The sequence below is a fragment of the Streptomyces sp. NPDC031274 genome (assembly GCF_055570235.1).
This window is the reverse complement of the sequence record NZ_JBVIHP010000007.1, coordinates 190,737-214,345: the sequence shown is the minus strand read 5'-3', so window position 1 is coordinate 214,345 and position 23,609 is coordinate 190,737. Positions and strand designations below refer to the sequence as shown.

Here is a 23,609-nt window from a genome sequence, read left to right as displayed (position 1 = left end):
CCTAGTGGGTGCGCGGGCGCTTGAACCAGGCGCCCGCGGCACCCTGGGCGAGCAGGATGACCGAGGCGGCCGAGCCGAGCAGACCCAGGAGGCCGCCCGGGTTTCCGGAGGCGAGGCCGCCGAGCCCGAAGGCGATCTGCACGCTCATCAGGACGATGCAGGTCACGCGGACGCCGTTACCCGCGTTCTTGAACGTGAAGGCAAAGCCGCCGGCCACCAGGAGGCACAGGTTCACGCCTGCGGCCGCTCCGGCCGTCTGCGCGTCGCCCGAGGCCGCGATCCCGATCGTGCCGAGCAGGACGAGTCCGCTGAGGACCCAGACGACTATCTGTGCGGCGCGGACGACGCCGGGCATGCTCTGCGGGACGACGGGCCCGTATCCGTACCCGTATCCGTACCCGGGATCCTGCGCCGGGCCGGGGTAACCGGGGAGGCCCGACGGGGGGTTGGCCGGATTGGCGTGACTGGCCGGGTTGGCCGGGTTGGCCTGGTTGGCCTGGTTGGCCTGCGGGTCATGGGGTGGCGGGGGGAACTGGTTCGACATGTCCCTGACCATATCCGGACGCTTCAGCTCCGTGATGGGCCGGTTCGCGGCGCGGGCGGCGAGGGGTCCGGCGTCCGGGCACAAAAAATCGGGCCGGTCCATGGGGGGGAGATGGACCGGCCCGAGGGGGGGTTTCCACCATAACCCTTCGTAAGTGATGCTGCGCGCATTGGCGCTCGACAACTACTCTCCGGAACCGGCCGACGACTCCGGGGCCCTGTTCCCCCAACGGATTTCGGCCCCAGCGGCAAATTTCGGCCCACACGGGCTGTAGCCCATAGGAGGGACGGGGTGCGGGTGCCCGCTTGACGCGGCGGGCGGGCGGGCCGCTAGCTTCGGCTCGCATGGCGACGCTTCTGCTCCCGACCGGCCGGACGATCCCCCTGGAGATCGCGGGGTCCGCCGGTGCGCGGCGGCGCGGGCTGCTCGGCAGGGACGGGGTGGCCGGGGCGCTGCTCCTGAGCCCGGCGAACAGCGTGCACACGGTGCGGATGCGGTTCGCCATCGACGTGGCGTACCTGGACCGGGAGCTGCGGGTGCTGTCCGTGCGGACGATGTGTCCAGGGCGGATCGGGCGGCCACGGCTGCGGGCCCGGTACGTCCTGGAGGCGGAGGCCGGGGCGATGGCCGGGTGGGGTGTGCGCCGGGGTGCGCGGGTCGAGACGCGGGCCGGTGATTCTGATGACCCCGGTGCCCCCGTCGGCTCCGGCGGGAGGGGCTGAGGGCGAGGGGGGGGGGGGGGGGGGGGACCCCCCCCCCCCCCCCCCCCCCCCCCCCCCCCCCCCGCACACGTGACCTTATTTGCTCACGCGAATTCGCCTTGGTCTGAACTTACGTGATGTGCGCGCCCGGATCGAGCGGGTCTCGATAACGATGCGGAATCAACGCAACCCATTTGGGGACCACTTGGGACCCTCAGGGATCACTTGGCTAACGATCGACGAGCCACGCAACCACTCGCCCGGTTTTCCCGTCAGGCGTTGTCCACGCTCTACCGTCAGGCGGCCGTGCCTTCCTTCTTGCACTCGCGGTCGGCCACCAGCCGCTCCATGTGCTCGTCGCCCCACACACCCAGCGGAATCAGCGCTTCGTTCAGGGACAGGCCGAGGGCGGTCAGGGAGTACTCGACCTTCGGCGGCACCTCCCGGTACACCTCGCGGTGCACCCCCCGGTACACCTCGCGGTGCACGATGCCGTCGGAATCCAGCTCGCGCAGCTGCTGGATGAGCACCTTCTCGCTGATTCCGGCGATGTGCCGCCGGAGCTCGCCGAAACGGAGCGTCCTGCCCGCGTGGAGCGCCCACAGGATCATCGGCTTCCACTTGCCGCCGACGACGTCAACAGCGGCGTCGAGCCCGCAGACGTACAGCTCCTGGCCCTCCTTGCCGCCCTCCCCCCTTGTCGCTCTCCGAATTGCCCTCCGTGCCGTGCTTCGGCATGGTCCACTCCTCGTGTCCGCAGAGCCACTTACCCGATCGACCGTACCGATCGACCCCGTACTGAAGGAGGCCTCCGATGAGCGCCCCGTCCGCTGTCACGTGGAGTGCTGCCAACGCCCGTCGTATGGCACGGCAGTTCCTGCGGACACCGGCCAAGCCGGGCGAGGCCGGGCCCGGTGAGGTCGTCGACGCGATGCTCGCCGCGCAGGCACAGGTGTCGTCCGCCGCCGAGCTGTCGGTGGGGCTGCGGATGGACGGGGCGACCCGGCACGACGTACGCGACGCGCTGTGGGGCGAGGAGCCGAGCCTGGTCAAGACGTACGGGCCGCGCGGCACGATCCATTTCCTGCCGACCACCGAACTCCCCCTCTGGACCGGTGCGTTGTCCGCGATCCCGGGCGGACCGAGCCCTTTCAAGGCGAGCGATCGGATGACTCCGTCCCAGACGGAGGAGATCGTGAACGCGATCGGCGAGGCGTTGGACGGGGTCCGGCTGACCATCGACGAGCTCAGCGATGAGGTGGTGGCGCGTACGGGCCCCTGGGCGGGCGATCTGGTTCTGCCCGCCTTCCAGGGGATGTGGCCGCGCTGGCGCTCGGTCATGCATCTGGCGGGCCACCGCGGGGTGCTGTGCTTCGGGCCGAACCGGGGCCGCAAGGTGACGTACACCCGTCCCTCCTACGACTCGGGAGAGCCGCCGCTCCCCGCCGAGGTGGCCACGCGGCGTCTGCTGTGGCGCTTCCTCTACGCGTACGGGCCCGCGACGCCGGGCGAGTTCGCCAAGTGGGCCGCTGCGCCGGGCGGTTGGGCGCGCGACCTCTTCGCGTCGCTGGCCTCCGACGGGGAGATCGAGGCGGTGGAGATGGACGGCTCGTCTTCGGCGTGGGTGGTCGCGGATGACACGGAGTTCCCGGGGGAGCCGGTGCGGGGCGTGCGGCTGCTGCCCTACTTCGACGCGTACGTCATCGCCTCGCACCCGCGCGAACGGCTCTTCCCCGGACGGGCCTACGAGCGGGCGCTGGCCGGGGGCCAGGCGGGCAACTTCCCTGTGCTGCTGATCGACGGGGTCGTGACGGGCGTCTGGCACCAGCGCCGCTCCGGGCGCCGACTGACGGTCACGGTCGAGCCGCTGGGCTCGCTGAGCGCCGCGCGGGAGCGGGAGCTGGCGGGGCAGGTGGAGCGGGTGGGGGAAGTTCTTGAGGGGCAGGCGGAGCTGGTGGTGGGAGAGGTGACTGTGGGCGCCCACGCGTAGGTCGTACGCTTTTTGGCGCTTGGGGGTGTTGAAGCGGGTGGGGGTATTGAAGCGGGCCTAGCGCTTCCGGGCGTCGAAGAGGTGCCGTGTGCTGTGGGCGACGAAGGGCCCCTCCGTCTCGATCCGCTCGTGCAGCTCCCGCAGCCGCGCCCCGTACTTCTCCACCGAGAAGTCCGGCACCATCCACACGACCTTCCGCAGGAAGTGGACGACGGCGCCGATGTCGTAGAACTCGATCCGCAGCCGCTCGGCCCGCAGGTCGACGATCTCCAGGCCCGCCGCCTCCGCCTCGGCCCGCTCCCCGTCGGGGTGGCGTCCGTTCCGGACTTCCTCGGCCTGGGGCCCGAGGAAGTACTCGACGACCTCGAAGACGCTGGCGGGACCCACGTGCTGGGCGAAGTACGTCCCCCCGGGACGCAGCACGCGCGCGATCTCGTCGAAATTCGCCTTCACCGGATGCCTGCTGGTGACCAGGTCGAACGCCTCCGCCGCGAACGGCAACGGCGCGTCCTCCGGAGAGGCCACGACCACCGCACCCCGTGGATGCAGCAGCCCGGTGGCCTTGGCGACGTTCGGCGCCCACCCCTCCGTGGCGACGGCGAGCGGCGGCAGCGCGGGCGCGGAGGCGAGGACTTCGCCGCCGCCGGTCTGGATGTCGAGGGACGCGGCGGCCTGCCCGAGGCGCTCCCCCATGGCGTGGGCGTACCGCCAGCAGGGCCGCTGCTCCGTGGCCCGCCCCTCGAACCAGGAGAAGTCCCAGCCGTCGGTCGGGGCCGACTCCGCTTCCGCCACAAGTACGTCGAAACTGCTCATGGAGCGATCTTCGCACCGCACGGGGCGCGATTCACGTCAATTACTCGGGGGGGATGGCCGCCCCCACCTCCGCCGGAAAGGATCAAGGTCAACCACCCGCACGAGGAGGGAACCCGCCGGAGGCCGAGCACGGCCGCGCCGCCACCCCGTGGATCCGCCACCGCGCCACCCGCGCCGACGCCTCCGCCCACTACCGCGAGCTCGCCGAACATCACGTGGCCGAGGAGGCCGCGACCCAGGTCGAGCACGTCCTCGTGGACGGGACCCACGCCGTCGTACTGGGCGAGATCCGCCAGACCGCCCGCCCGACGGGAAAGCCCTACCGGGCCCGATTCGCGATGCACCTCACGGTGGAGGACGGACTCATCACCCGCCATCACGTGTACGAGGACAGCCTCGCGGTGACGCAAGCCTTTGAGGACCGGTAAATCGCGGGCTTGGCCGCCGAGTTCACGATTACCGTGGCTGCGATGAGCGACAACGATCTTGTGCGGTTGCGGCTGCGGCCCGTTCGCGAGGATGATCTCGACCTGCTCGGCCGGTTCCTCACCGACCCGGAAGCCTGCGGGGAGTTCCAGTGGCAAGGGTGGCGGGACTCCCGCGCCTTTCGGCGGCGCTGGGACGAGGGCGACATGGTCGGCGACGACAAAGGCCTGCTGATGGTCGTCTCCGGCGGCGAGACCCTCGGCCTCGTGTCGTGGCGGAAGGTCGTGGTCTTCCGGACCTCGTACTACTGGAACATCGGCATCCAGTTGCTGCCGGAGGCCCGCGGACGCGGCATCGGCACCCAGGCCCAGCGGCTGCTGGTGCGCTACCTCTTCGCGCACACCCCCGTGACGCGCATCGAGGCGGACACCGAGGCCGAGAACATCGCCGAGCAGCGAGCGCTGAAGAAGGCGGGCTTCACCCACGAGGGCGTTTCCCGCAGCGTGTTGTTCCGGGACGGGCAGTGGCGGGACGGGGTGCGGTACTCGGTCCTGCGGGGCGACGCGGGGTGGCGGGACGACGGCGTGGGGCGGCTGGAGTAGCGCCCCCGTCCCCACCGACGGCGGCAGTTGTACGACGACGCCGCCGCTTCAACCCCGAGCAGCTCGTGGTCGTGGCCGCCTCTGCCGGGGCCACGGCTACGTCACCGAGGCAGTCCCGCGCGCCCTGGCCCGGGCTTCGACGCTTGAGCTGCCCGAGCTCCTCACCATGACAACGGCCACCACCCTCCGTTCACAGGCTGTGATGCGCCGCGTCGGCATCTGAATGGTCCGCCTCCACCGGCAGCTGTGGGTGACCCTCGGGGAAACTCCACCCGCGGCTCCACCCATGGGCCCAGGCGCGTAACGGCCCGTGGCGACAGGCTGGATGCATGACAACGACCGACTGGATCACCGACATCGCCCTCCTCCTCATCGTCTTCCGGCAGTTGCGGGAAGGCCGACTGGACGCCAAGTCCTACCTCATCCCCCTGGGGATCGTGTCCTACGTGGCCCAGACCTATCTGAGCAGCGTGCCCACCGCGGGCAACGACCTGGTGCTGATCGGCACGCTGGTCGCCATCGGCGCGGCCCTCGGCATAGCGGGCGGCATCTACACCCGTATCCGCAGTGCCGGTGCGCATCTCTTCATCAAGGCGGGCGCGGTCTCCGCCATCCTGTGGGTGCTGGGCATGGGGGCACGCATGGGCTTCCAGCTGTGGGTCGACCACGGCGGCGCCGACAACCTGGCCCGGTTCAGCGCCACCCACCAGATCACCACGGGAGACGCCTGGGTGGCCGCGTTCGTGCTGATGGCGCTCACCGAGGTGGTCACGCGACTTGCCACGATCTTCATCCGCGGCCGCATGGTCACACGTGCGCAGCAGCAGCAACAGCAGCCGGCCGTGGGCGAGCGGAGCGCGGTGGTCACCGCGGACCAGGCACTCTGAGGACGGGTTATCGTCGCGCCGTGTTCGATTCCGTCAACTCCTCCACCCCCGGCCAGACCGCCGAACGGAAGCCTGGCCCTCGGGCCATGCCCCGGCACGACGCCCCGCTCCAGTGGGTCATCACCCTGCTGATCATCGCCATCGCGGTCACCACGGTCCGGCCGGTGGGCATCAGTGGCCGTGGCCTGGCCGTGGCCGCCCTGCTCGTGGTCAACTCCGTCGCCCTGCTGGCCAGGCATCTGCCGCCCAGTTTCCCGCCCCGGGCCGGTCTGGCCTGGCTGACCGCCGGTGTCGTGGCGGCTGCCGCCCTGCTGCAGGTGAGCACCAGCGGCTCCGGCTACCTCTTCGCCTACTTGCTCACCGGCCACGCCGGCTACCGTCTCGCCCTCAAACCGGCCCTGGCGGTCGCGGCCCTGTCCAGCCTGCTGTGCGGCGGCGTCCTGTACTTCTACCTCGGCCCCGAACACCAGGTGCTGACCTGGACCTTCGGCCTCGGAACCGGTATCCCGGTGGTAGCCGGAATCCTGAGCCGCAGCAAACAACAGGCCGTGGAAGCGATGGTCGAGGCCGTCGACTCCGCCGAGCGGGCCGCACAGGCCGAAGCACAGACGGCCGTGCTCACCGAACGCGGTCGCATCGCCCGGGACGTCCACGATGTCCTCGCGCACTCACTGGCCGGGATCAGCATGCATCTGGAACTGGCGGACGCCCTGATCGACACCGGCGACCTCGACAAGGTCCGCGCGGCGCACGACAAGGCGCACAGCCTGGTCAAGGAGAGCTTGAAGCAGGCCCAGTGGACCGTGCACGCGCTGCGCGAGGACTCCCTTCCGCTGCTGGAGAGCCTGACCGCCATGGTCGAATCGTCCGGTCACCGTGACGTCCTGACCGTCACCGGAAACGTCCGTGAGCTACCGGCCCAGGTCACCCAGAATCTCCTGCGCATCGCACAGGAGGCGCTGACCAACGCGGCCCGGCACGCTCCTGGGGGCAAGGCCGGGGTGGAGTTGGCCTTCGACGCCGCCTCGACCACACTCACCGTCCGCAACGGGCCCGCGACCGGCGAGGTGGCCGCCGGTGTGGGCAGCGGAATGGGACTGATAGGAATGCGCGAACGTGTCGCCCTGCTGGGCGGCACCACCGCCGCGGGTCCGCTCACCGAGGGACCGGACCGGGGCGGCTGGCAAGTGGAGGCAGTGATCCCAGGATGACGACGAACGAACCGCCCCAGGACCCGCAGAAGTCAGAGAACGCAGAGTACGCAGAGAACCCGCAGCCGTTGAGGGTGGTCGTCGCCGATGACCAGGCCGCCGTCCGCGAGCCCTTGGCCGCGGTGCTCGACATGACAGCGGACATCGAGGTCGTGGCGGTCGCCGCAGACGGCGCCGAGGTGCTCGCCGCCGTGGCCTCCGCACCGGTCGACGTCGTACTGATGGACCTGCGCATGCCTGTCATGGACGGCACCGAGGCCACCCGTCGGCTGAGCGAGGAGCACCCACGGACGGCCGTGGTCGTGCTGACCACCTTCGCCGACGACGACTCGATCCTGGCCGCCCTGAGCGCCGGCGCCCGCGGCTATCTGACGAAGAACGCGGGGCGCCAGGACATCGTCCGCGCGATCCGGGCCGCCGCCGCGGGGCAGTCCGTGCTCGACCGCGAGGTCCAGAACCGCCTCCTGGCCACCGTCCGCACGCGTCCGCCGACCGGCACTCAGCCACTCCCCCAGGACCTCACCCGCCGCGAACGCGAAGTCCTCACGCTCATAGGCCAGGGCCTGCCCAACCGGGCCATCGCCGAGAAACTCTTCATCAGCGAGGCCACGGTCAAGACCCACATCAACAACCTGTTCGCCAAAGCCGGCTTCCAGGACCGCGCCGAAGCCGTCCGTCGCGCCATCGCGGCCGGCCTGGCGTGACCCGACCGCCGTGCCCGGGGCGTCACCGCGAAAGCTCGCGGAACACCCGCTAAGAGCGGACACCCGCTAAGAACCGCGAGGCCTCCCGTACGCCCGGGCCCCCTGCCTCGGCAGGACCGCCCACATCCGGGTCCCGCCACCCGGCTCCCTCGCGTCCCCGAAACCCCACTCGCCACCACAGGCCCGCACGACGCAGGCCAGTACGCGCAGAGCCGCGCGACGGCGGGCCTCGCAGGCCGCCGCGAGACGGGGGTTGAGGTGACGGGGGTGCCCGTCGTAGAGGATCACGCGCAGGGCGTCGTCGCGGTAGCGCAGACTGACGTACACCTCTGCGGTGGGCGTGAACCGGCATGCACAGGCGGCGAGTTCACCGAGCGTCTGGACGGCCGCGTCCATCACGTCGTGCATACCGTGGGCCTGAAGAATCACCCTGGCGGCCCGCCTGGCCACCGCAGCGCTCGCGAGGCTCGCGGGGAGCGTGAGGCTGTAGGTCAACTCTTCCGCCGAGGGCGCCGGGTTCGCTGTTCTGGCGTCTACGGCGAGGTGGTCGGGGCAGGTTGAGACTGTTGCGGGCATGGCGGACTCCCGTGGGTGGGGGGGGCTGGTGACGGCACGGCTGGTGTGACCGTGCAGCTGGTGCAACCGGTGTGACCGTGCGACTGGTGTGACCGTGCGACTGGTGGGTGGCCTGTCTCCCTGACGCGGCCTGCCCCTCCCAGGGCAGGAGGTTCCGGGCAGGCTCGCGCGATGCGCTTCCGACTGCGCGTCGTGCGTGATCGGTGCGTTACTCACTGTAGGGATGCCCGAGTCACAGTGTCCATGCGTTTGGGGATAATTACCCCTACCGCTGTGGACCGTCGTCAGCGAAGGCGGGCAAACTGAGGCGACCACGGCACTAGAGGGGGCGGCATGGCCACTCGCACCACGCCTACCGAGCGGCAGAAGCGGCTGGGGGCCGAGCTCCGCAAGATGCGCCTCGCGGCCGGTACCACCACGGAGTACGCAGCCGGACTGCTCGGCATCGACCGGACCAGACTGTCCAACATGGAGTCGGGCATCCGCCCCTTCTCCCCTGACCGCATCCGCACGTTGTCCTGCAACTACACGTGCACGGACGCCCGCTACACGGACGCCTTGGTCGTCATGGCCGAGAGCAGAGAACGCGGCTGGTGGGAGAAGCACCGGGGCACTCTGCCGTCCGGCCTGCTGGACATCGCCGAGTTGGAGTGGCACGCCACTCGCGTACGCACCGCCCAGGTCATGCACGTGCCCGGCCTGCTCCAGACGGAGGAGTACGCACGCGCGGTCTTCGCCGCAGTCCTGCCACGCCTGAGCCGGTTGGAGATCGAGCTGCGTGTCACCAACCGCATGGACCGGCAGCAAGTCTTCGACCGTCAGGCTCCCTTGTCGTACATCGCGTACGTGCATGAAGCCGTCCTGCGCATGCCGTTCGGCGGCTCGGACGTGACGCGCCAGCAACTGCTGCACATGGCCGCCAGATCCGAGCACGAGTCCGTCGACGTGCGCATCATTCCCAACACGGCGGGTGGGTTCCCCGGAGCGGGCCACGCGCTCCTGTACGCGGACGGAGCCGTACCCCAACTCGACACCGTGCAACTGGACTCGGCACACGGCCCTGAATTCACCCATGCCGAGGCTCAGCTCACGAAGTACCGTGCCCATCTGGACTGGATGGCGGAGGCCTCGCTGCCGGTATCGGCATCACGCGAGCTCATCCGCAAGGTCGCACGCGAACACTAGGGGAGACACCGTGCCGAGCATCGACTGGGAAGACCCGTACTGCGGCGAGGGAAACAACTGCTTCCGCCTCGGTACCGACGGCGAAGGCAACGCCTACATCGCGGTCGCCGGACAGGAGGACCGCTACCTCACGGACACCGGGGAGGCCTTGCGCACCCTGATCCACGAAATCAAGGCGGGCAAGGCGGACCACCTGCTCTGACGGGGCTGTACTGGCCCGGTGTTGGTGGGGTTGCCGGGGCCGTCCGGTGGTCCCGAGTTTGGCGGTTACGGGCCGGGCGTCAAGGGCGCTCCTACGTCGCGTCGGCTACGCCGATTCCGCTTCGCTCCACCCTTGACCCCCGCCCCTCCACCGCGCGAGGGAAGACAACCGGACGGCCCAGGGGCGGGACTCTCGGGACGGCTGTCTGGGGTCGTCGGCTTGACTGCCGGGTGCGGGCTGGTTCGTTGGGGGCGGCGGGGAGTGGGCGAGGTGCGCGGTCGGTTCGGGGAGGGGTGCGGGTCTCGTCAAGCGTCCGGCGGCCGGATCGTTGGGGGTGGCCGTCAGTGGGGGAGGTGCGCGGTCGGTCCGGGGAGGGGTGCGGGTTTCGTCAAGCGTCCGGCGGCCGGATCGTCGGAGGCGGCCGTGGAGGGGTGGTGGAGGGCTATCCGAGGAGTGGATTGCAGGAAAGTCCCACGGGAGCGGCCCAGGAAGGGGGCTGGGGTGGGACTTTCTTGCAGTCCGCCCCCTTTCAGGGGCGTGGGGGCGGCTTCGCTGGAGGGAGTGGCCAGTCGGCCCGTCAGCTGGGGGTGATGTCGGCTGTGAGCCCGTGGGGGTTCGGGATCTTGCCGGGGCCCTGGCTGGGCCAGTTGCTCGGGGACGGGCTACGCCAGTCCTCGCGTCGCTCCTCGCGCCAGCTCCCGTCTCGGCACACGTAGGAACGGGTGCGGGCACCGAGTTCCCATTCCCCCTCGTCCACGCAGGGCTCCTTCGGCTGGGGTGGGATACGCCATTGCCACCGCCACCGGCCACCAACCTCCTCGCACCTCACTCGCGTACCGTGGCGGGTCGCACCGGCCCTGCCCTGCAAGCTAGGTCGGCAACTAGGGTTGGCCCAACCCCACTTCGCGTCCTTCTCCGGGGTCATGGTCACTGTGGGCAGCGGGCCGGGCTGTTGCGGGCAGCCGCTGGACGTCGCGCTCGGCGGCGGCCGCTCGGTACCCGCCCAGACGCACAGCATCCCTCCCTCCCCCCGGGACTCGCCGGCGGAGGGCTCGGCGGCCCCGCTCCCACATGCCGTGATCAGCACCATGGCGCCGAAGCTGAACAAGACGCCGAGTGTTCTCATCCGCTCCACAGGGACACGCTATTCGTGACGATGCCGATGACGATGACTTTCGCGTCTACGGCCCGGGCCGCACCCACATCCCGTCACGTCCACCCCGACGAACCGGCCGCCTGGTCGCTCGCTCCGGTGGGGGCACCTCGCCAAAGTAGATGCCCCGCAGGACGCCGCCCCACGGCCCGGGGGCGTGGGGCGGCGAGTGGTGTAGAGACCCGGACTGCTTAGGCCCGATGCGGTACACGGCGACCATCAATGCGAGCACCTGGCCCCACCCTCAACGCTGCTGCCCGCCACGGTCGCTGCCGGTCTATGCCGACACTCCAGCCCCACCACGGCCATCACCTGCAAAGTCCCCAACTCCGCATCTCCACACCACCTAGTGGGATGCCCCCTGAAAGGGGCGGACTGCAAGAAAGTCCCACCCCAGCCCCGCTCCTGGGGGCTTCCCGTGGGACTTTCCTGCAATCCACTCCCCCGATGGCCCTCCACCACCCCTCCACGGCCACCCCCAACGATCCGGCCGCCGGACGCTTGACGAGACCCGCACCCCTCCCCGAACCGACCGCGCACCTCGCCCACTCCCCGCCGCCCCCAACGAACCAGCCCGCACCCGGCAGTCAAGCCGACGACCCCAGACAGCCGTCCCGAGAGTCCCGCCCCTGGGCCGTCCGGTTGTCTTCCCTCGCGCGGTGGAGGGGCGGGGGTCAAGGGTGGAGCGAAGCGGAATCGGCGTAGCCGACGCGACGTAGGAGCGCCCTTGACGCCCGGCCCGTAACCGCCAAACTCGGGACCACCGGACGGCCCCGGCAACCCCACCAACACCGGCCCACCAGCACTCCCGTCACGGCGCCCCCCAACGGAGCGCGGTCCTCGTCACGCCCTCACCCTCAAGGCGGCCCGCTGTGACGCCGGCGACGCGCCTAGCGCTGGAGCCAGAACCCTTGGGGGGGGCGACCGGGACTGTCAGTCCTGGCTCCCAGAGGGGGCCGTTCCCGTGTCCGCGCTGGAGCCCCTCGGGAAGGACACCTCGACGCGGCGGTTCTTCTTGCGGCCCTCCTCTGAGCCGTTGTCCGCGATCGGATAGTCCTCGCTGTAGCCGCGTACGGAGTACGTGACCTCAGGGCCCAAGAAGCTGGCCATCTTGTCGTGCACGGTCTCCGCGCGTTCGCGCGACAGCTTCTTGCCGTGGCTGTAGGAGCCGAGATCGTCCGTGAAGCCGAACACCCGGACGTTCGTCGCCTTTTGGGCCTTCGCCTCTTCAGCGATCGCCTTGATCCGCGCGTTCGCCTCCGGGTTCAGCTTGGGACTGTCCTTGGCGAACAGCACCTCCGCCTGCAGCGCGAACTTCACGTCCGTGTTGGTGTCCTCGCGGCGCTCCTCGCCGCCGAGGGCTTCGACCACGGACTTGATGTCAAGCACCTTCGCCGGGGCCAGCGTCGCTCCGTCGGCCAGCTTCAGCCCTGGGCTGTTGGAGTCGACGTCCTGGGGTTTCGTGGTGGTTGTACTGCCGGGGGGCGCACTGGGGTCGTCGTCGTCCCCGAAGGCGGGGGTGCCTGTCAGGAGGACCAGGGCTGTGACGGTGGCCGTAGCTGTGGCGAGGGTGCGGCTGCGGGTGCGTGGTCGTGGGTGTCCCATGAGTCACTCGCCCTCTGAAATCTCTATGGGGGCGGGGGGCATGGCGCCTACCTGGAAGTCGACCTTGGCGGTGCCTTCCGGCGGTGCCGGGAACTGGGCGTACCAGTCAGCCGTTTGGCCGGGCTTCACGCCGCCCGTGAACTTGGTGCACAAGCAACGCCCCCCGGTGTCGCGGAGTACGAGGTACTTCTTCTTCCCCGCGTTGTCGATCAAGTTGGCGCCCGCTACCGATGAACCGTTCTTATTCAGTTCACGTTCCTCACCACGCCAGTTGGCAGCAGCCCAGAACTTGCCCCCGCTGTTCGTCACCTTGCCCGAGACCGTAACGAAGCCGCCCTCATCACGCACGGCGGACGTAACCGTCAGCGTGATGTTCTCCTCCCCCTTCACCTCTGCCAATACCTTGTCTGACGCGGGATCTTGGGGCGCCGCCTCCTTGTCCTCGCCATCCTCACCGCTCTTGGTCTTCGCGGGTGACGAAGCTCCCTTCTCTGACTTGCCGTCGCCGTCGTCACTCCCACCACCGCAGCCGGCGACCGTGAGGACCAGCCCAGTAGTGATCGCCACAGCGGTCATTGCCCTGCGGGTCTTTATGGTGCGCCGAATGTTCATCGGTACAGCTTCCTTCTTTCGTCGAACGCTCATCAGTCGGCCAAGTGAACGGAGAAGAGAACGGATGCGTCCGGTAGATCATCCAGCTCGAATTCATCCGGGTCGAGCTCGAAAGAGTCGCCGCCGTCGCAGTCGAATTCCACGGCCTTCTCTGGGTCGGCCGAAGGAGCAACATCGCAGCGCGGCTTGATGATCGCCGTGGCTTCGGCCTGGGCGTGCTGGGACTCCGTGCCCGGAATGATCGAGTCACCCACCGTGTAGTTAGTCTCGATCTTCGCCCGGAAACCCGGATAGCCGTTCACTTCGGCCGGTCCAAAACTGGTGACGGAGGAGTCGTTGTCCGCTGCCAGCGCCTGCGCCGAGCCTTCGGCGCCATCACCGGTGAACTTGTCGCCCCCCAGCCAGTCGAGCCAGTCGTCTCCCTCACCGATGGATGCCCCTAGCCCATCGACGAGTTCGCCCCTGGCGTCCTGTGCAGCCGCCAGAGCCGCAGCATCAGCAGCGGACTGGGCGCCGTTCCGGGCGGATGCGGCTTGGGCGAAGGCAAAGAACGCGAACGCAACAAAGAGCAGAATCCCCGTCATCCAAATGTAGATCGGGAGAGTCTGCCCTGTGTCATTGAGGAGGTGACTCCGCCTCAGCCGCCGATCACGTCCGACACTGCGTCCTGAATCGCACCGGAGATCTGACCGTCGAGCCCCAAGCCGTCGATGAGCACGAAGATCCCCGCGATCAAAATCATCAACCCCGCATACTCCACAAACCCAGCCCCCGCATCCCGCTCCCTCCCCCGAACCCGGGAAGCCACGGTTACGGTCCAGTCGACCCAGACTCTGAGTACGCGATCTTTCAGCATGATGGCCCCTTCTCTCCCACCCGGTACACGAACCGCCGACGCAATCAATTCCGACGCCCCTGTCGTCATAGGCAACGTACGCGAGATCACGTGACCCATCAGCCACTCTCCGCAACCAATGCCTTTTGAGACGCGGAAGTTGGCGAGTTTCCTTCCCCGGTGGCGAGGTCATCACGCACCCCGGAGGCATGCGGCAGAGATCCGTGACCGGGCGGTCGGTGACTCGATGCGTTCCACGACTTCCCCTCCCGTGAATACCGTGAACTCGCCTTTTGCAAAGGTCCGTTGGGCGAACAGGACCCGGTTGGGGCCACCCCCCGGGTTAAAGCACCCATGCCGCCCTCCGAGTGACTGTCCCACATTGGGTTGCAGCCGCGAAGAGGTTTCGCCGAGTGGCTTGATACCTGCTCCCGCCGCGAGGTGCACCGTACGGCTCCCAGTACCGCCCATCGCATCGATCACAGCACCCCTCACTTCCCCAGAATCGAGCCGAAGTCCGACCCCGAGCCGAGGAACATGCCCGCCGCGATCAGGATCATCGTGGCCGGAAGCATGAAGACCAGCGTCACCATCGTTGCCTTGGGGATCGTCTTGGCCGCCCTGCGTCGTGAGTTCTGGGCGTCCGTGCGGCGCATGTCCGTCGCCAGTTGGATCAGTGTGTCCGCGATGGGCGAGCCCAGTTCTTCGCCCTGTTGGAGCGCCGAGACGAACTGCGACACCTGCTCCGACGCGTTCCTGCGGCGCAGTTCGTCGAACGCCTGGCGGCGGCTGACCCCCATGTCCATCTGGCGCAACGTGATCCTCAACTCGTCCGCCCAGGGCCCCTCGTAGCGCTCCGCCACCCGGTCGAGCGCCTGGCGGAAGCCGAGGCCCGCCGATACCACCACCGCGAGTACGTCCAGGAAGTCCGGAAGCGTACGGTCGATGACCTCGCGGCGATCCCGTATCGCCTGCCAGATCAGCGCGTCTGCCGCCGTCACTCCGAAGGCGAGAGTGAGGAGGCCGAAGAGCGGGGAGCCGTTCGAGAGGAAGACCAGGCCCATCACTACGCCGAAGAGGCCGTACACCGCCCGGCGTGCCGCGTAGCGGTCGATCGTCAGGCCTCCCGGGTTGCCCGCCATGTCGATCCTGCGGCGCTTGGCGTCCACCCGTTTCGGGCCCATCAGGCGCAGGACGAGCGGCGCGAAGCGCATACCCAGGCGGTCCACCGCCGAGCCCGCCGTCGAGACGCGCGTGGCGCCGATCTCCAGAGCTATCGCCAGGTCCGAGGGGAGCTTCGCCTCCGCGCGGTACATGCGTACGCCTTGGCAGACGCCCGCCACCGCGAGTCCCATCACCACTGCCAGAGCCAGTGCCAGCAACGTAAATCCCCCTCCCCTCTCTCTTGCCTCGTCTGTCTCTTGCCTCGTCTGTCTCTTGTCTCGTCTCTCTGCTTCTAGACTTCGATCTTGCCCAGGCGTCTGATCACGAAAAAGCCCACCGCGTACAGGCCCAGTGAGATCAGGATCAGCATCTGGCCCACCGGCGATCCCGTCACCCTCGCCAGTGCGCCCTCATTGGAGGAATTGATCAGGAGCAGCGAGCCGAGGCCCAGGAGCGGGACCGTGAACGCCGTCGCGTGGACCTCCGAGAGCATCGTGCGGACCTCCCTGCGGGTCTCCTTCCGGTCCTCAAGAGTCTGGGTGAGGTTCCTCAGGGAGTTCACCACCGAGCCGCCCGCCTTGTTGGAGAGCACCAGGGTTGTCACGAGGACTATCAGTTCGCGGGACGGGAGGCGTTCCGCCAGTTCTCCCAGGGTGTCGTCGATCGAGCGGCCCAACGTCAACTGGTCCGCCACCATGGAGAGTTCCTCGCCCGCGGGGGCCTCCAGTTCCTCCGCCGCCATCGCCAGCGACGTACGTAGCGCCAGGCCCGCCGCTGTCGCGTTCGCCAGGATGCGTGCTACGTCCGGGAGTTGGTTGATGAACGCTTCGATCCGTTTCTGGCGTTGCCAGTTGAGGAAGACCACCGCGCTCCATATCGCCACGATTCCCGCGATCGGGCCGAAGAACGGGGCCAGGGCCGCCGCCGCCATCAGCCACAGCGCGGCGACCACCGCCACGACGTAGACGAAGAACTCGCCCGCCGTCAGGTCCAGTCCCGTCGCCGAGAGGCGCAGGTGAATGGTGCGGCCCAGGCGCGTGCGGCGCAGGCGGCGGTCCACGGCCGCGAAGCGGCGGCCCCGGCCGACGGCGTCACCCTTGCCGGGGCCGATCGACAGGCGGTCGACCAGTGCCTGGCGCTGGGCCCGCCCCGACGCGTACGCGTGGATTCCCGCGACGGCGAGTGTGCCGGTCAGGATCGTGGCGCCGAGAGCCAGGAGGGCGGCTTGGTTCGCCATCAGACGGTGGCCTCTCTCGTACGCGCCCTCGTGCCCGTCCTCATCCACGTACGCGCCCTCGTGCCCGTCCTCATCCGCGTACGCGCCCTCGAACTCATCTTCATCCGCGTACGCGCCCTCCTACTCATCCGATCGCCTCTCGTGTGTTCAGTACGTCGATGGCCTGCGTCACGCCGAAGCCGGGCGGCACCGGCTCGCCCGCCACGTAGAGGCGCTCCGCGACGGAGCGTGGCAGTGGCAGGTGCTCGAAGTAGCCGTGCACGCGGCGGTCCAGTCCCCCGCCGCCCGGCTGGTTCGGCACGAAGCGGGTCACCGGGGCGATGCGGAACTGTTCGCGGCCGTGCGAGACGAGGAGGACGATCTCGGCGATCTTGCGAGAGCCGTCCGCGTGCCTGGCCAGCTGGACGACCACGTCCACCGCCGAGTTGATCTGGTCCTTCAGCGCCTCGAAGGGGATCTGGACCTCCGACATCGAACCGAGGGTCTGGAGGCGCATCAGCGCGTCCTCCGCCGTATTGGCGTGGACCGTGGCGAGGGAGCCGTCGTGGCCCGTCGACATCGCCTGGAGCATGTCGAGCGTCTCGCCGCCTCGGACCTCACCGACGATGATGCGGTCGGGGCGCATACGGAGGCTGTTGCGGACCAGGTCGCGGATGGTGATCTGGCCCTTGCCCTCCACGTTCGGGGGGCGGGATTCGAGGCGGATCACGTGGTCCTGCTGGAGTTGCAGTTCGGCCGAGTCCTCGATGGTGATGATGCGTTCGTGGGCCGGGAGGAGGCCGGAGAGCGCGTTGAGGAGCGTCGTCTTTCCGGAGCCCGTGCCGCCGCTGACAATGATGTTGAAGCGGGCGCGGACCAACGCGGAGAGCAGGAGCAGCATGTGCTCGTCGAGCGAGCCGAGGCCGATGAGCTCGTGCAGCGTGTACGCGCGGGGGAAGCGGCGGATGGTGAGCGTCGCGCCGGTGAGGGCGAGCGGAGGGATGACCACGTTCACTCGCTCGCCGGTGGGGAGGCGGGCGTCGACCATCGGGTTCGACTCGTCCACGCGGCGGTTGACCGTGGAGACGATGCGTTCGATGGTCTGCATGAGCTGGTCGTTCGACGCGAAGCGGAGGGGGAGCTGTTCGATGCGTCCGGCGCGCTCGACGAAGATCGAGTCCGGGCCGTTGACCATGATCTCCGTGATGGAGGCGTCGGCGAGGAGTGGTTCGAGTACGCCGAGTCCCAGGGCCTCGTCCACGACGCGGCGGATGAGCTGGGAGCGCTCCGAGGTGGAGAGGACCGGGCCTTCTCGGCTGATGATGTGGCCCATGACGCGTTCCAGGCGGACTCGGCGGTCCGCCGCGGTGAGGGACGACATCTCGGCGAGGTCGATCTCTTCGAGGAGCTTGGAGCGGTAGACGGCCACGAGGCCGTCGTCGCGGCTGGGGCCGCCGTCCTTGCCGTGTTCGTTCGGGGTCGCTACGCGGTCGCGGAGGCTCATTTCTTCTCTCTCAGCTCCCGTCTTCGGCGTCGTCGTTGGGCATGGTGGCCGACTTCGAGACGGACCAGCCGGCGTCCACGAAGGGCAGGAGGGTGGGGACTTGGACGGTGACCTCCGCCGTTGTCGTGGTGCCGCCCCCGCTGAGGGCGACCTGAGCGTCGAGGCTGCCGTCCATCGCCGCCAGGCCCGCGGCTTCGCCGCCCTCGCCCTGCGAGGCGACGCGCGCTGCCGCGCGGGCGCCGGAGCCTGCCTGGTTGACGGCGTAGCCGACCAGGCCGAGCTGGATGGTGGCCAGGCCTATGAGGAGCAGGATGGGCAGGAAACCGGCGAATTCGAGCATCGATACGCCCTGGTCGTTCCAGGGGCGGCGGCTCCTTCTCGGCCCACGGGGACTCGGCCCTCGGGGACAGAGCCCACGAGGACTCGGCCCACGGGAACCCCGCCCTCGGGGGCTCGGCCCATAGAGACTCTGCCCTCGGGGGCTCGGCCCACGGGAACCCTGCCCCCGAGGACTCGCCCCCCAGGAACCCTGCCCCCAAGGTCTCGCCCCCCAGGAACCCCGCCCCCGAGGACTCACCCCCCGCAGACCACCCATCCCGTCCGGCGTTCGAGGACGAACTCGGCGGAACCGGCGGAACCGGCAGAACCGGCAGAACCGGCAGAACCGGCAGAACCGGCGGACCCGGTGCTCGGCGGTGCGCGCGAGTCGGCGGCAGCCCCTCACCCGTCCTCCCCCTCCTTCGCCGCGCCCGCCTCCCCGCTCACCGACCAGCCCGTGTCGATCCCGGGGAAGAACAGCGGCACATCCGCGTCCACGTGGGCCTTCCACACCGCGCCGTCGTCCGTGCAGGCCACCGTCGCGCCCTGCCACGCCGACGGCAGATGCTCCTTCGCGGCGGCCGTGCACGCAGCCGCTCCCCCCTCGCCCACCGCGTACGCCGCTGTCGCCGCGCGCGCCGCCTCGTCCGCGGCGTTGCCCGCGAGGGAGAACGTGTAGCCGTACAGCGCGCACTGCCACAGGAGGCCCATCACGACGAGCAGCAGGGGGAACATTCCTGCGAACTCCAGAGTCACGGCGCCCCTGTCGCCCCCGGCAGCCCGCTTCCGGAGCGCCAGTGCGCCGCCCCGCTTGCTCCCGCCGGACTTCTCCGGGTCCACCAGACCCAGCTCGCCCGCCAGCGCCCACAGCGCCTGTTTCACCGAGGACTTGCTGTCGAGGTCCTGCATGCGGCCCGCGTCGACCGCGCCCTGCAGTTCCTTGAAGTTCGCGGGGACGGTTGTACGGGCCACCTTCGTGCCCGTCACCCGTTCCACCAGGGAGGGCTGGATGTCCGCGGCCTTGCCGTGGCGGTTGACGACCGTGAGTGTCTCCTCCGCCTTACGGATCTGGAGGCGGTCCCACAGGCGCACCATGCGCTTGGCGGCGCGTACGGAGACGACGTCCGGGGTGACGAGGAGGATCGCCTGGTCGGCTAGTTCGATGGCGGCCGCGCTCGCGCCGGTGACATACGCACCGCAGTCGACGAGTACGACGTCGTAGCGGCTGCGCAGGGCGCTGAGCGTCTGGCGGGCCACCCGGTCGGTGATCTCCTCGCCCCGCTCGCCCTCACCGGGGGCGAGGAGGAGGCCGATGCCGGTCTCGTGGGTGTAGACGGCGTCCTGGAGGACGCGGGGTGTGATGTCGGTGATCGTGGCGAGGTCGGCGATGGAGCGGCGGAACTGTACGTCCAGGTAGGAGGAGACGTCCCCGGACTGCAGGTCCAGGTCGAGGAGGGCGACGCTGCGGCCGGAGGCGCGGGCCGCGAGGGCGAGCTGCACGGTGGCGAGGGTCGTCCCCACGCCTCCCTTGGCCCCGCTCACCGCGACGACGTGCCCGCCACCCGGGGGCTCCCCCTGCCCGGCGTAGAGCTCCATGCCCGCGCCGCCGAGGTGCCTGCGCATGCCCGCCGACCAGGCCGCCGCCGCGTGCACCCGCTCGGCGAGCGGGTCGTAGGCGAGCGGGAAGCCGACGATGCCGCGTGCGCCGGAGTCCATCGCGGCGGTCAGCAGGCCCGGGCTCGTGTCGGCGGTGATCAGGACGACGCCGACCGCCGGGAAGCGCAGGACCAGGTCGCGAATCAGGTCCAGGGCCGGGACGGGGCCGATGCGCTCATGGATGAGGACTACTTCGGGGAGCTCGTCCAGGGACTCCGCGGCGAGCCTCGCCAGGGTGTCGAGGAGAGCGGTCGAATCCGCTACGGGGAGGGCGGGCTCGGCCTCCGGCAGTTGCCCGATCAGCGTCGAGAGTGCTCGGGCTGCGTCCATGTCCCCTACCGCGGGGAGGATGCGGGTTGTCATACGACGCTCCCGGGATCATCGGCACCGGAGTGGGTGCCCCGTTCATGCCCGCTCGGCAGCAGGTGCTGCAGTAGGTACTGACGAACAGGCCTTTCCCGCCCACGCACCCGAGCACCCCGCATGATCACTTCCCGGGCGAACAGGCTCTCCCCGCCCGCCCGACCGAACACCCGGCGGCGCGGAGCGCTCGGGTGGGCGGGCGGGAGTGATCCGCCGCGCTGCGGCGGTACAGACGTGCGTCGCCTCATCCGCGGGGCCCCCTACTTGTCCTCGTCACTTGTCCTCGTCGAGTGTGTAAGTCCGGTCACCCCGCGGGATGGCACTCTCCTCGCCCTGCCCGACGAGGGCGAGCCGCACGTGCGTGGCGAACGACTCCGCGTAGGCGACGCGCTGCGCGTCCGCCGTGTCCAGGGCGAACGTGATCGGCACGGCCTCCGTCGCCGTACGCCGGCTGCTGCGGTCGTCCTGGTCCGGGTCGAGCGCCGTCAGCTTGCCCACGTCGATCACCTTCGCGGACTCGACTATGACCTTCGACTGGTCCTTGGCGTTGTCGGTCTCGCCCTTGAAGGTGGCGTAGATGTTCACCGTCGCGCCCGGCGTGATCTTGCCCGCGACGCCGGTCGCCGCGTCGATCATGATGGCGATCTCCTGCTGCCCCGGGTCGAGTTCGGGACGGTTGACGATCATGTCCGTCTGAAGCAGCGAACCCTTCCGCAGCTCCGTCACCGCGATCTTGCCGCGGACCTGGCGGAGATCGGTGACCGCGTTGTCCGAGAGCCAGCGCTCCGGCATCTCGACCTTCTCGAACTGGTCCGCGCTCAGCTCCTTGTAGGGGGCGATGTCCCCCTTGAGCTTGTACGCGGCCACCTCGGGCCCCACCTTCGAGTTCACGTCCCGGATCACCGAAAGGACGCCCGCGAACGCGCCGAACGCGGCCAGGACCGACAGGACCAGCAGGATGACGCCGCGGCGCTGGCGTGAGTTCATGAACCGGACTACCTCGATCGGGTGCGGAAGGCTACGGACGGTGATCGGTGTGGTGCGTGTTCAGTTCGGGTTCGTACCCAACTGGGCCGGGCCTTACGTCCCCGCTGCTGGGCCGGGCCCTACGTCCCGCCTCGCGGCAGTGCACGTACGGCAGAGGCGGAGGCAGCGGCAGAGGAAGAGGCCGCTGCCGAAGCAGGTGCCGCCCGTTCAGGAGGCGGCGGCAGTGGCGCGGCGCAGAAGCCGCAGCGGTCGCCGATGAGTTCGAGGCCGCACCAGTGGCAGTCGTCCCGGCGCACGGACGACACCAGTTGGTAGAGCACGGAGATGTCGGGGATCGCCGCGGCGAACTCGACGAGCTTGCCCGTCGCCCACCAGCGCGCGGACTCACCCGGAAGCCGCGCCTCCGTCACCCCCTGCGTCCGCCACGCCGGGGCGAGCGTCCCGGTGACCCAGTCCGACGCCAGTTGCCCGGTCGCGTACAGCATCTTCGTGCCGAAGCCGGGGCCGGGGAGCGTCGCGTCACCCGTCACCTTGATCAGCTGCGGGCGCGGGGTCGCGAGGACGGCGAACTGGGCTCCAGGCACCCACGACTTGGCGTGCGACTGGAGAGTGACGGGGACCCGGTCCAGCTTCGCCACCGAGCCGAGCAGGGCGCCCGCGTAGATGTAGTGGGAGAGGAGCCGGGACGCCGACGCGAGCACGCCGGGGCTGAAGTCGCAGATCGACAGCTGGCGGAGCTGGAGCGCGAGGACCGCCAGGCCGAGCGGCGGCAGGTCGGGGCGGAGGATCGCGATGCGGTCGCTCTCCAGGACGGAGCGGATCGCGTGCATGCGCTGCACGACGGCGGGCGGCGCCGACGCGGGGCAGAGAACGATCACATAGCCGTGGTGCTCGATGAGCGTGTGCATCTCGGTCAGCGCCTGGTCCAGGGAGTACGTCCGTGACGACTGGACGGCGCTCTGGAGGACGGCCGCGGACGGGGTGTGCCGGTCGGGCGAGGGCAGCACCAGGTCCGGGCCTGTGACGGCTATGGCGGTCGGCATGCGTACACCCCCCTGGCTTCGTGCACTTCTGCCTCAGCACCATATCCAGGTCAGTGCCACCTCAACACCCAACTTCCCACTGTTCACATTGAGGTTGGCCGGACTCCTGGGGTCCTGGTGGTGCCAGAGGTCTTGACAACTCAATTGGTCTGGACCAGCTTGTACGACCACTGGACCAGGTCGTACGAGGTTGTACGAGCAAGCGAGAGCTCTCCGAATGCCCCAACTCCCCCCACCGGAGGCAGAAGTGGATCACGCACGCGGCAGTACACGCAGGAAGGCAGGGTCTGTCATCGGTCTGGCAACGGCACTCGCCCTGGCGCTCACCGGCCTGCTGACCGGCGGCGCCGACAACGCCGACGCCGCGAACCGCGCAGTGCCCAAGCACGCGGTGACCGGCTACTGGCAGAACTTCGACAACGGCGCCACGGTGCAGAAGCTGAGCGACGTACAGGACGAATACGACATCATCGCGGTCTCGTTCGCGGACGCGACGAGCACGCCCGGCGAACTTGCCTTCCATCTCGACTCGGCCGGGCTCGGCGGATACACGGTCGAGCAGTTCAAGGCCGACATCAAGGCCAAGAAGTCGGCCGGGAAGTCCGTGATCCTCTCGGTGGGCGGCGAGAAGGGCGCGGTGTCGGTCAGCGACTCGGCGTCCGCGACCGCCTTCGCCGACTCGGCGTACAAACTCATGCAGGAGTACGGCTTCGACGGCGTCGACATCGACCTGGAGAACGGGCTCCACTCGGATTACATGTCGCAGGCCCTGAAGTCCCTTGCCTCAAAGGCCGGTTCCGGGTTCGTCCTGACCATGGCGCCGCAGACGATCGACATGCAGTCGACGTCCAACGAGTACTTCAAGACGGCGCTCGCCGTGAAGGACATCCTCACGGTCGTCAACATGCAGTACTACAACAGCGGTTCGATGATCGGCTGTGACGGCAAGGTCTACAGCCAGGGCTCGGTCGACTTCCTCACCGCGCTCGCCTGTATCCAGCTTGAGGGCGGCCTCTCCCCGTCGCAGGTCGGCATAGGCGTCCCGGCCTCCTCGAAGGCGGCGGGCGGCGGCTATGTCTCGCCGTCCGTCGTGAACCAGGCCCTGGACTGCCTGGCGAAGGGCACCAGCTGCGGCTCTTTCAAGCCGTCCAAGACGTACCCCGACATCCGGGGCGCGATGACCTGGTCGACGAACTGGGACGCGGCCGACGGCAGTTCCTGGTCCAAGGCGGTGGGCCCCCACGTCCACGGCCTGTCGTAACGGTCTGTCGTAAACGGGCCTTCGCCCCGCCACAACCGCAGCGCCGCCGCT

General features: G+C 69.4%; 26 protein-coding genes. 10 read left to right on the top strand and 16 right to left on the bottom strand.

Annotation, left to right across the window (positions count from 1 at the left end):
• Position 1 precedes the first annotated feature (1 nt).
• Positions 2-544 (bottom strand): DUF3824 domain-containing protein, encoded by a 543-nt coding sequence (locus ACZ5CR_RS14475; protein WP_468857317.1) that lies wholly within the window; start codon positions 542-544, stop codon positions 2-4.
• A gap of 344 nt (positions 545-888) precedes the next feature.
• Here ACZ5CR_RS14475 and ACZ5CR_RS14470 point away from each other — a divergent pair, with 344 nt between their 5' ends.
• Positions 889-1,266, top strand: coding sequence for a DUF192 domain-containing protein (locus ACZ5CR_RS14470; RefSeq protein ID WP_468857315.1), 378 nt, complete (start codon positions 889-891; stop codon positions 1,264-1,266).
• 275 nt (positions 1,267-1,541) lie between these two features.
• On the opposite strand, the gene ACZ5CR_RS14465 is transcribed toward ACZ5CR_RS14470, so the two are convergent.
• The gene (locus tag ACZ5CR_RS14465) at positions 1,542-1,913 is read right to left on the bottom strand and encodes a winged helix-turn-helix transcriptional regulator (protein WP_468857475.1); all 372 of its coding nucleotides are present in this window, start codon (positions 1,911-1,913) and stop codon (positions 1,542-1,544) included.
• 146 nt (positions 1,914-2,059) lie between these two features.
• Here ACZ5CR_RS14465 and ACZ5CR_RS14460 point away from each other — a divergent pair, with 146 nt between their 5' ends.
• Positions 2,060-3,235: a winged helix DNA-binding domain-containing protein gene (locus ACZ5CR_RS14460; RefSeq protein WP_468857314.1), complete on the top strand. Its 1,176-nt coding sequence runs from the start codon at positions 2,060-2,062 to the stop codon at positions 3,233-3,235.
• Between the two features lie 57 nt (positions 3,236-3,292).
• On the opposite strand, the gene ACZ5CR_RS14455 is transcribed toward ACZ5CR_RS14460, so the two are convergent.
• Complete coding sequence (locus tag ACZ5CR_RS14455; RefSeq protein ID WP_468857313.1) at positions 3,293-4,048, bottom strand: class I SAM-dependent methyltransferase; 756 nt, start codon at positions 4,046-4,048, stop codon at positions 3,293-3,295.
• A gap of 53 nt (positions 4,049-4,101) precedes the next feature.
• Here ACZ5CR_RS14455 and ACZ5CR_RS14450 point away from each other — a divergent pair, with 53 nt between their 5' ends.
• The 5 genes from ACZ5CR_RS14450 to ACZ5CR_RS14430 all read left to right on the top strand — a co-directional run bounded on the left by ACZ5CR_RS14450 (position 4,102) and on the right by ACZ5CR_RS14430 (position 7,878).
• Positions 4,102-4,476 carry a nuclear transport factor 2 family protein gene (locus ACZ5CR_RS14450; protein ID WP_468857311.1) on the top strand — a complete coding sequence of 125 codons (375 nt, stop codon included), beginning with the start codon at positions 4,102-4,104 and terminating at the stop codon, positions 4,474-4,476.
• Positions 4,477-4,518: 42 nt separating this feature from the next.
• A complete protein-coding gene (locus ACZ5CR_RS14445; RefSeq protein ID WP_468857310.1) occupies positions 4,519-5,076 on the top strand; it encodes a GNAT family N-acetyltransferase in 558 nt (185 codons plus the stop codon).
• Between the two features lie 329 nt (positions 5,077-5,405).
• Positions 5,406-5,963 carry a hypothetical protein gene (locus tag ACZ5CR_RS14440; RefSeq protein ID WP_468857308.1) on the top strand — a complete coding sequence of 186 codons (558 nt, stop codon included), beginning with the start codon at positions 5,406-5,408 and terminating at the stop codon, positions 5,961-5,963.
• Positions 5,964-6,049: 86 nt separating this feature from the next.
• Entirely contained in the window at positions 6,050-7,174 is a 1,125-nt protein-coding gene (locus tag ACZ5CR_RS14435; protein WP_468857474.1) for a sensor histidine kinase, read from the top strand.
• Positions 7,171-7,878 (top strand): response regulator transcription factor, encoded by a 708-nt coding sequence (locus ACZ5CR_RS14430; RefSeq protein ID WP_468857306.1) that lies wholly within the window; start codon positions 7,171-7,173, stop codon positions 7,876-7,878. Before ACZ5CR_RS14435 ends, ACZ5CR_RS14430 begins: the two co-directional genes overlap by 4 nt.
• Positions 7,879-7,944: 66 nt before the next feature.
• On the opposite strand, the gene ACZ5CR_RS14425 is transcribed toward ACZ5CR_RS14430, so the two are convergent.
• Positions 7,945-8,454, bottom strand: coding sequence for an ATP-binding protein (locus tag ACZ5CR_RS14425; RefSeq protein ID WP_468857304.1), 510 nt, complete (start codon positions 8,452-8,454; stop codon positions 7,945-7,947).
• Positions 8,455-8,787: 333 nt separating this feature from the next.
• Here ACZ5CR_RS14425 and ACZ5CR_RS14420 point away from each other — a divergent pair, with 333 nt between their 5' ends.
• Both ACZ5CR_RS14420 and ACZ5CR_RS14415 read left to right on the top strand, forming a co-directional pair.
• On the top strand, positions 8,788-9,639 hold the full coding sequence (locus ACZ5CR_RS14420) for a helix-turn-helix domain-containing protein (RefSeq protein WP_468857303.1): 852 nt from the start codon (positions 8,788-8,790) through the stop codon (positions 9,637-9,639).
• A gap of 10 nt (positions 9,640-9,649) precedes the next feature.
• The gene (locus ACZ5CR_RS14415) at positions 9,650-9,841 is read left to right on the top strand and encodes a hypothetical protein (protein WP_468857301.1); all 192 of its coding nucleotides are present in this window, start codon (positions 9,650-9,652) and stop codon (positions 9,839-9,841) included.
• A gap of 577 nt (positions 9,842-10,418) precedes the next feature.
• Here ACZ5CR_RS14415 and ACZ5CR_RS14410 read toward each other — a convergent pair.
• From ACZ5CR_RS14410 to ACZ5CR_RS14355, 12 genes are all read right to left on the bottom strand, one after another.
• Positions 10,419-10,598, bottom strand: a complete 180-nt coding sequence (locus ACZ5CR_RS14410) for a hypothetical protein (protein WP_468857300.1) — start codon at positions 10,596-10,598, stop codon at positions 10,419-10,421.
• Positions 10,599-11,927: 1,329 nt separating this feature from the next.
• Positions 11,928-12,599 carry an OmpA family protein gene (locus ACZ5CR_RS14405; RefSeq protein WP_468857298.1) on the bottom strand — a complete coding sequence of 224 codons (672 nt, stop codon included), beginning with the start codon at positions 12,597-12,599 and terminating at the stop codon, positions 11,928-11,930.
• Positions 12,600-12,602: 3 nt separating this feature from the next.
• Positions 12,603-13,211 carry a hypothetical protein gene (locus ACZ5CR_RS14400; RefSeq protein WP_468857297.1) on the bottom strand — a complete coding sequence of 203 codons (609 nt, stop codon included), beginning with the start codon at positions 13,209-13,211 and terminating at the stop codon, positions 12,603-12,605.
• A 32-nt stretch (positions 13,212-13,243) separates the two neighbouring features.
• Entirely contained in the window at positions 13,244-13,852 is a 609-nt protein-coding gene (locus tag ACZ5CR_RS14395; protein ID WP_468857473.1) for a pilus assembly protein TadG-related protein, read from the bottom strand.
• Positions 13,849-14,067: a hypothetical protein gene (locus ACZ5CR_RS14390; RefSeq protein ID WP_266873100.1), complete on the bottom strand. Its 219-nt coding sequence runs from the start codon at positions 14,065-14,067 to the stop codon at positions 13,849-13,851. Before ACZ5CR_RS14390 ends, ACZ5CR_RS14395 begins: the two co-directional genes overlap by 4 nt.
• Positions 14,068-14,537: 470 nt before the next feature.
• The gene (locus ACZ5CR_RS14385; protein WP_468857295.1) at positions 14,538-15,428 is read right to left on the bottom strand and encodes a DUF5936 domain-containing protein; all 891 of its coding nucleotides are present in this window, start codon (positions 15,426-15,428) and stop codon (positions 14,538-14,540) included.
• A 74-nt stretch (positions 15,429-15,502) separates the two neighbouring features.
• Positions 15,503-16,447, bottom strand: a complete 945-nt coding sequence (locus ACZ5CR_RS14380; RefSeq protein ID WP_468857294.1) for a type II secretion system F family protein — start codon at positions 16,445-16,447, stop codon at positions 15,503-15,505.
• Positions 16,448-16,571: 124 nt separating this feature from the next.
• The gene (locus ACZ5CR_RS14375; protein ID WP_468857292.1) at positions 16,572-17,930 is read right to left on the bottom strand and encodes a CpaF family protein; all 1,359 of its coding nucleotides are present in this window, start codon (positions 17,928-17,930) and stop codon (positions 16,572-16,574) included.
• A gap of 10 nt (positions 17,931-17,940) precedes the next feature.
• On the bottom strand, positions 17,941-18,270 hold the full coding sequence (locus ACZ5CR_RS14370; protein WP_468857291.1) for a TadE/TadG family type IV pilus assembly protein: 330 nt from the start codon (positions 18,268-18,270) through the stop codon (positions 17,941-17,943).
• A gap of 380 nt (positions 18,271-18,650) precedes the next feature.
• Positions 18,651-20,267: an AAA family ATPase gene (locus ACZ5CR_RS14365; RefSeq protein WP_468857289.1), complete on the bottom strand. Its 1,617-nt coding sequence runs from the start codon at positions 20,265-20,267 to the stop codon at positions 18,651-18,653.
• A 273-nt stretch (positions 20,268-20,540) separates the two neighbouring features.
• Positions 20,541-21,254, bottom strand: coding sequence for a Flp pilus assembly protein CpaB (gene cpaB / locus ACZ5CR_RS14360; protein WP_468857287.1), 714 nt, complete (start codon positions 21,252-21,254; stop codon positions 20,541-20,543).
• Between the two features lie 119 nt (positions 21,255-21,373).
• Positions 21,374-22,297, bottom strand: coding sequence for a hypothetical protein (locus ACZ5CR_RS14355; RefSeq protein ID WP_468857285.1), 924 nt, complete (start codon positions 22,295-22,297; stop codon positions 21,374-21,376).
• Between the two features lie 217 nt (positions 22,298-22,514).
• Between ACZ5CR_RS14355 and ACZ5CR_RS14350 the strand changes: the two genes are divergently transcribed.
• The gene (locus tag ACZ5CR_RS14350) at positions 22,515-23,558 is read left to right on the top strand and encodes a chitinase (protein WP_468857283.1); all 1,044 of its coding nucleotides are present in this window, start codon (positions 22,515-22,517) and stop codon (positions 23,556-23,558) included.
• Positions 23,559-23,609 lie beyond the last annotated feature (51 nt).

Excerpts from the sequence above, each read along its gene's own strand:
- ACZ5CR_RS14455 (WP_468857313.1), bottom strand. The coding sequence starts at position 4,048 with ATGAGCAGTTTCGACGTACTTGTGGCGGAAGCGGAGTCGGCCCCGACC.
- ACZ5CR_RS14380 (WP_468857294.1), bottom strand. The coding sequence starts at position 16,447 with ATGGCGAACCAAGCCGCCCTCCTGGCTCTCGGCGCCACGATCCTGACC.
- ACZ5CR_RS14425 (WP_468857304.1), bottom strand. The coding sequence starts at position 8,454 with ATGCCCGCAACAGTCTCAACCTGCCCCGACCACCTCGCCGTAGACGCC.
- ACZ5CR_RS14365 (WP_468857289.1), bottom strand. The coding sequence starts at position 20,267 with ATGACAACCCGCATCCTCCCCGCGGTAGGGGACATGGACGCAGCCCGA.
- ACZ5CR_RS14430 (WP_468857306.1), top strand. The coding sequence starts at position 7,171 with ATGACGACGAACGAACCGCCCCAGGACCCGCAGAAGTCAGAGAACGCA.
- ACZ5CR_RS14435 (WP_468857474.1), top strand. The coding sequence starts at position 6,050 with ATGCCCCGGCACGACGCCCCGCTCCAGTGGGTCATCACCCTGCTGATC.
- ACZ5CR_RS14405 (WP_468857298.1), bottom strand. The coding sequence starts at position 12,599 with ATGGGACACCCACGACCACGCACCCGCAGCCGCACCCTCGCCACAGCT.
- ACZ5CR_RS14400 (WP_468857297.1), bottom strand. The coding sequence starts at position 13,211 with ATGAACATTCGGCGCACCATAAAGACCCGCAGGGCAATGACCGCTGTG.
- ACZ5CR_RS14355 (WP_468857285.1), bottom strand. The coding sequence starts at position 22,297 with ATGCCGACCGCCATAGCCGTCACAGGCCCGGACCTGGTGCTGCCCTCG.
- ACZ5CR_RS14470 (WP_468857315.1), top strand. The coding sequence starts at position 889 with ATGGCGACGCTTCTGCTCCCGACCGGCCGGACGATCCCCCTGGAGATC.
- ACZ5CR_RS14475 (WP_468857317.1), bottom strand. The coding sequence starts at position 544 with ATGTCGAACCAGTTCCCCCCGCCACCCCATGACCCGCAGGCCAACCAG.
- ACZ5CR_RS14370 (WP_468857291.1), bottom strand. The coding sequence starts at position 18,270 with ATGCTCGAATTCGCCGGTTTCCTGCCCATCCTGCTCCTCATAGGCCTG.
- ACZ5CR_RS14420 (WP_468857303.1), top strand. The coding sequence starts at position 8,788 with ATGGCCACTCGCACCACGCCTACCGAGCGGCAGAAGCGGCTGGGGGCC.
- cpaB (WP_468857287.1), bottom strand. The coding sequence starts at position 21,254 with ATGAACTCACGCCAGCGCCGCGGCGTCATCCTGCTGGTCCTGTCGGTC.
- ACZ5CR_RS14440 (WP_468857308.1), top strand. The coding sequence starts at position 5,406 with ATGACAACGACCGACTGGATCACCGACATCGCCCTCCTCCTCATCGTC.
- ACZ5CR_RS14450 (WP_468857311.1), top strand. The coding sequence starts at position 4,102 with ATGGCCGCCCCCACCTCCGCCGGAAAGGATCAAGGTCAACCACCCGCA.
- ACZ5CR_RS14460 (WP_468857314.1), top strand. The coding sequence starts at position 2,060 with ATGAGCGCCCCGTCCGCTGTCACGTGGAGTGCTGCCAACGCCCGTCGT.
- ACZ5CR_RS14390 (WP_266873100.1), bottom strand. The coding sequence starts at position 14,067 with ATGCTGAAAGATCGCGTACTCAGAGTCTGGGTCGACTGGACCGTAACC.
- ACZ5CR_RS14445 (WP_468857310.1), top strand. The coding sequence starts at position 4,519 with ATGAGCGACAACGATCTTGTGCGGTTGCGGCTGCGGCCCGTTCGCGAG.
- ACZ5CR_RS14375 (WP_468857292.1), bottom strand. The coding sequence starts at position 17,930 with ATGAGCCTCCGCGACCGCGTAGCGACCCCGAACGAACACGGCAAGGAC.
- ACZ5CR_RS14350 (WP_468857283.1), top strand. The coding sequence starts at position 22,515 with ATGCCCCAACTCCCCCCACCGGAGGCAGAAGTGGATCACGCACGCGGC.